This window comes from Thiohalorhabdus sp. (genome assembly GCF_036628635.1).
In the GTDB taxonomy this organism is placed as follows: Bacteria; Pseudomonadota; Gammaproteobacteria; order Thiohalorhabdales; family Thiohalorhabdaceae; genus Thiohalorhabdus.
The window spans coordinates 1-5,095 of sequence record NZ_JAZKRM010000086.1; the positions used below are offsets into that span (position 1 = coordinate 1).

Consider the following 5,095-nt stretch of genomic DNA (forward strand, 5'->3'; position numbering starts at 1 on the left):
GGGGGGTTGGGGGGTAGTTCAATAACAGAAATACTGAGCAGCCTTCAGAGCCGATTGCTGAGGTTTTGCATGGCCCCTCTCAGAGCGGCTTTTAACGGGAGATAAGTGCCCTTTGATTGCGTTCTGCTAGCATTCTGCGTTGCCTTTCGGGGCGGGCATCTTTCGGGGTGGGCATCGGTGCTGAACAGAAACCTCTCGGAAGCCTCGGAATTGAACTCCACAGAATTGAACCTCGGTCCAGATGGAGTTTGAGTGGGACCCTGAAAAAGCCGCTCGAAATCGGGAAAAGCACGGCGTTTCCTTCGAGGACGCCGTGGGCGTATTCTCGGGACCCACCTTAACGGAACGATCCGATCGGAAGGGAGAGAAGCGATGGATCGCCGTGGGGCGGTTGGAGGGCCGACTCGTGACCGTCGTCTACACGCGGCGCTCCGGCACAACCCGAATCATTTCTGCGCGACGCGCCAGTCAAAATGAGCGAGAACAGTATCGTCAAAATGTCGCTTGAAGAGGCCGTCCGTCGCCTCGAATCCGGAGAAACGAGCACGGATTGGGATCGGGTGGACGCCCTCACGGACGAAGAGATTAAGCAGGCCGTGGCGGATGACCCCGATGCAGAGCTCCTCGATGAGGAGTGGTTTAAGCGGGCGACGCTCGTGATTCCAGGGCAGACGGTTCACGGTCAAGGATAGGGTCTATCTCCAAACGGGCGTTGTCACGCTTTTCTGAGCTTCCGATGCATTTGCGCTGAGAGATGAAAACGGCCAGAAGCGACTGCCTAGGCTCGTCGGCGAAACATGCGTTTCGCCTCCTCGTTGAGCTACCTGCCAGTCAAAAAAATGAGGGCAGGATACGCAAACCGATGTCGTTCTCGTCTTTCGACTCGACCGAATCGTTTTGCCTGCGCCCCCGGCACCTGACGGTTTGGGGGCTTGTCCTGCTCCTCGCCCTCCGGGCTCGGAGATGCGGAGCCCCGCCCGGCCTATGGCCTGAGGCGGGGGCTCCTTGACGCCAGCACCGACACTTGACGTCAGCGATTGACGCCAGCGACACTGTTTCTCAGGCTCGTTATCGGACTCGTAGAGGTTTTCAGAACTGCACAGGGTTAACCGTGGCGACAAAAAGCGAGCAGCTCACAGTTAGAGTCACTCCCGGTGAGAAAGAAGAGATCGAGCGGAAGGCTGAGGCGGCCGGCCGCTCGGTGAGCCGGTTTCTCGCCGAGTCGGCCCTGGAGGGGGAGGTAAATAGCAGGGGGGAGCGGGAGGAGCTGGTCGAGGAGCTGCGCAAGCTGTACCGGGAGGTGCGGTCGATCGGGGGCAATCTGAACCAAGTGGCCCGGCGTCTTAACCAGGGACGAGCGACAGGGGGTGAGGTGGTGGAGCGCGCATCGGAGGCGGCCGAGAAGGCATCGGAGGCGGTTTCTGACAAGATGCAGGAGGTGGTGTAGCCATGGGTGGATTCGTGAAGATCACTCCCAAGGGAGAAGCTGGGCCGCAGAACGCGAACTATATCACGCGCCCGTCGGCCGCTGAGCAGGGGGAGGTGGCGTATCACAACGCGCCGGAGGACGTCGAGGCCGCGGAGACGTGGGAGGAGACGCGCGTCCGGCTGCGGTCCTGGGCAGAGCAGGTGAAGATGGAGGAGCGGGCCCGCCACGGGAACCGCGCCGGCCGGGCCCGGACCCACTACCGGGCGGTTATCAGCTACGAGGAGAAGATCGAGGCGGAGGCGGCCAGGGAGGACGCTGAAAAGTGGCTAGAGGAGGAATTCCCGGAGGCCCAGGCGGTGGGGATTGTCCACCAGGACACCGACCAAACCCACGTCCACATCTGGATGAGCGCCAGGAAGCTAGACGGGAAGAAGGTCCACATCAGCAACCGAGAAATGAAGGAGCTGCACGCCACGTTCGACTCGATATACGAGCGGCGGATGGGCGTACGGAGCCGGAACGCTGAGAAGATCGAGGAGACGCGGCGGTTTAAGCGCAGATATGCGGAGCTGAGGGAGCAGGGGGCCGACGCGACGGAGTTGAAGCGGTGGGCAGAGGCGAACCGCCCGGACCGGGCCGACCCGCCGGGGCCGGAGGTCTACCGGGAGCGTGATAAGCGGCGGCTCGGGCAGGGCACCTTGAAGGAGGCGCGGCGCGATCGAGAGCCGCGAGAGCACCAAGCCGAGGTGTCGGTCGAGAGGGAGAAGCGGAGCGCCGAGCGGAAGAAGAAGGCCGTTCAGCGGAAGAGAGAGCGGCTGGAGCGGGTGGAGCAGGAGGTAGGGGGGAGCCAGTCAGGTCAGTCTCATGAGCCAGGTCAGTCCCATGGGCGTAACGAAGGAGGATCTTCGGGAAGCGAACCGAGAGCTAGAGGCGGAGCTCGAGAAGCAGAACCAGGAGAACGAGAAGCTGAAGGAGCAGGTCTTGGAGAGCGCGATCGAGGAGGTCAAGGCGGGGATCAGCGCCGAGAGGGAGGAGATGATCGGGGAGATGAGGTCGCATCTGGAGACGATCCAGGAGATAGAGCAGCAGGTTTGGAGGGCAAAATCCAACGCGGGGGAGGCGGCGACGCTTCTGGAGAGCGCGACACAGAAGATGGGGACGACCATCAGGGCCGGGATCACGCTGGCAGCGATGAACTGGTGGATCATCTTTCCGACGGCCCTGCTCGCGGGAGTGGTGGGGCAGGCGGCCGGTCGGGTGCTGATCGAGGGGACGAGCTGGACCGCGACGCAGGTGCTGATCGGGGCGGGGAGTCTGGCGGTGGGGATTCCGCTGCTGGTGGGGCTCGTGAGAGCGATGAAGTAGAGGAGGGTGAAGTGGGTCGCCGGTTCGGAGGGGAGCGGTTCGAGTTGGAGATGAGCGAGCGTCAAGAGATGATTCGGGACAAGATCAGGCGCCTCGTGCGGCTGAGGGGCGGGCGCCCCCCTCAGAGGCGCAGCCAGCCTCAGAACCGGCGCATCCGGGAGGCGCGTGAGGGCCTGATCCTGGATCTCGATGATCCGGTCTACCGCGAGGAGGCGCAAGGGAAGGAGGGCCCACCGGAGGAGATTTTGGAGCTGGCGGGCCACCTAGACGGGAAGGAGGAAGAGATCCTGAAGGAAAGCTGGAATTACGTCGCGTCGGCGCGAAATCAGGGGCGAGACGCGCTTGAGGCGCTGAGAGAGGGGTGGACGCCAGAAGAGTGGACCCAAGGGGGAGAGTCTCAGAGCGAGGATCAGGGCAAGGCTCAGGGCCAGGACAAGAGCCAAGAAGAGGGGCAAGGCCAAGATGGAGGGCAGAGCCAGGACCGAAGCCGTGGAGGTCGGACCCACGGAAGGTAGGTTGAAAGAGAGGGTTGGGCCCGCTATTATGTCTACATATTGTCATGACAAAAGACATCAACGGAGCGCACAGATGGCCAATTCAGGCGAAAAGATCAGGTATCAAGTCCGAGTTGACGAGGAGCTGAAGGACGCTTTCCTGAAGGTGGCAAACGCGTGTGACCGGACGGGGGCGCAGCTAGTGCGGGACTTCATGCGGCGCTACACCCGGGAGAACAAGGACGCTCTCCAGAAGGACTTCCTCGAGGAGATCAGTGATCGGGAGGGAGAGGGCATCGTCTGAGGGCGCCACAGATTGCCTCAGATTGCCCGGGCCCCAAAGACATAGAAAACCCCACGACGGGAGAGGGGAGCCCGTCGTGGGGCGCGTCTCTGTCTCTCAGAAGAGGCAGAGGGAGAGAGAAGGCTAGGGAAGACCAAAACCTTCGATATATCAACCTTCGATATATCGCTGAGAGCGGGTGTGGGCCCGCCTCAGCATCCACAAATCGGCTCCAGAGAGCCAATTTGCACATGAATCAACCAGATGAGCACGGGGAAGATCCGAACGAAAAGTCCGATTTTCAGCAAAGCATGGCGCGGTTTCAGCGCCTGGCCGAGCGGGCCTCCTCGCTCGCGGAGCTGAGGGAAGAGATCGAGTCGCAAGGCCCAAAATCAGTAGGTGAGCTCTCGTTTATGAGCAGCGTGCTGGTGCAGGCGACCCTCCCCCACAGCAATCCGGGAGACGTGGAGGCGTGGGGGCGGACGAACGGGGACCTCAGCCTCTACATCCAACCCGGCGTTGAGAAAACCGAAGACGGGACGTACCGGGGCCTGGGGTACCCGTACGGGTCTTACCCGAGGCTCATCCTGATCTGGATCAGCTCGCAAGTGGCGAAGCATGGGCGTAGGCGGCTGGACCTGGGCGGGAGCCTGAGCGGGTTTATGGAGGATCTCGGGCTTCAGGTGACGGGCGGGGACCACGGGACGGTGGGGCGGTTTCGAGACCAGATGCGGCGCCTATTTGGGGCGAAGATCGGGATGATCTGGGAGCGTCCAGGGCGGGAAAAGAGGCGGGCCGCCGTGGTGGCCGACGAGCTGGACCTGTGGTGGGACCCGAAGGACCCGAGCCAGAAGACGCTTTGGGAGTCGAGCGTGAGGCTCTCGCAGCCGTTTTTCGAGGCGATCCGGAAGCGGCCAGTTCCGGCAGACAAGCGCATCCTCCGGGAGATCAAGCAGTCTTCGCTGGCGGTAGACCTGTACCTTTGGACCACCTACCGGGTGGCCTGCATCGAGGAGCCGCTTGTGCTCTCCTGGCAGCAGGTGCACGACCAGATGGGGGCGGACTACAACCGCATCGCTGACTTCGCCAAAGAGGCCAGGAATCACTTGCAAGAGATTTCGCTGATCTGGAAAGACCTGCGGTACGAGACCCCGAGGGGACGTCTGAAGCTCTATCCCTCTCGCCCCTCGGTGCCCGGAGATATAGACTCCGGAGATGTGGAGAACTGAGAGGCCGAGCGAGTTATCCACGCATAAAAGCCCACGAAGAGCGCCGAAATCTACGCATAAAAGCCCACCATCCTATATGGTACAAAGGAATATCCTGTATTATTGAGGCCGTTTTCCGGTGGAAAACTCTCTGAGCGGGCTTTAGAAAGCGAGTCTTTCCGGATTGGGAAATCCGCATTGAGGATCGGTCTCTCCCTCCCGGTGGTCGGTCGAGGATTTTCTTTTTCGACTCTCACCAAGGGGGGGTTGGGGGGTAGTTCAATAACAGAAATACTGAGCAGCCTTCAGAGCCGAT

Annotated in this window: 6 protein-coding genes; all 6 read left to right on the forward strand. The window is 61.6% G+C overall.

What is annotated here, in order from left to right; translation table 11 throughout:
* Positions 1 to 241: 241 nt before the first annotated feature.
* On the forward strand, positions 242 to 508 hold the full coding sequence (locus tag V5A19_RS14440; protein WP_443081507.1) for a BrnT family toxin: 267 nt from the start codon (positions 242 to 244) through the stop codon (positions 506 to 508).
* Positions 474 to 692 (forward strand): hypothetical protein, encoded by a 219-nt coding sequence (locus V5A19_RS13610; protein ID WP_332327932.1) that lies wholly within the window; start codon positions 474 to 476, stop codon positions 690 to 692. The genes V5A19_RS14440 and V5A19_RS13610 overlap by 35 nt, the downstream gene beginning before the upstream one ends.
* A 419-nt stretch (positions 693 to 1,111) precedes the next feature.
* Positions 1,112 to 1,447 carry a plasmid mobilization protein gene (locus V5A19_RS13615; RefSeq protein WP_332327933.1) on the forward strand — a complete coding sequence of 112 codons (336 nt, stop codon included), beginning with the start codon at positions 1,112 to 1,114 and terminating at the stop codon, positions 1,445 to 1,447.
* A 2-nt stretch (positions 1,448 to 1,449) separates the two neighbouring features.
* Positions 1,450 to 3,309: a relaxase/mobilization nuclease domain-containing protein gene (locus V5A19_RS13620; protein WP_332327934.1), complete on the forward strand. Its 1,860-nt coding sequence runs from the start codon at positions 1,450 to 1,452 to the stop codon at positions 3,307 to 3,309.
* Positions 3,310 to 3,382: 73 nt separating this feature from the next.
* The gene (locus V5A19_RS13625) at positions 3,383 to 3,592 is read left to right on the forward strand and encodes a hypothetical protein (protein WP_332327935.1); all 210 of its coding nucleotides are present in this window, start codon (positions 3,383 to 3,385) and stop codon (positions 3,590 to 3,592) included.
* Positions 3,593 to 3,984: 392 nt separating this feature from the next.
* Complete coding sequence (locus V5A19_RS13630) at positions 3,985 to 4,800, forward strand: replication protein RepA (protein ID WP_332327936.1); 816 nt, start codon at positions 3,985 to 3,987, stop codon at positions 4,798 to 4,800.
* The last annotated feature ends 295 nt before the right edge of the window (positions 4,801 to 5,095 follow it).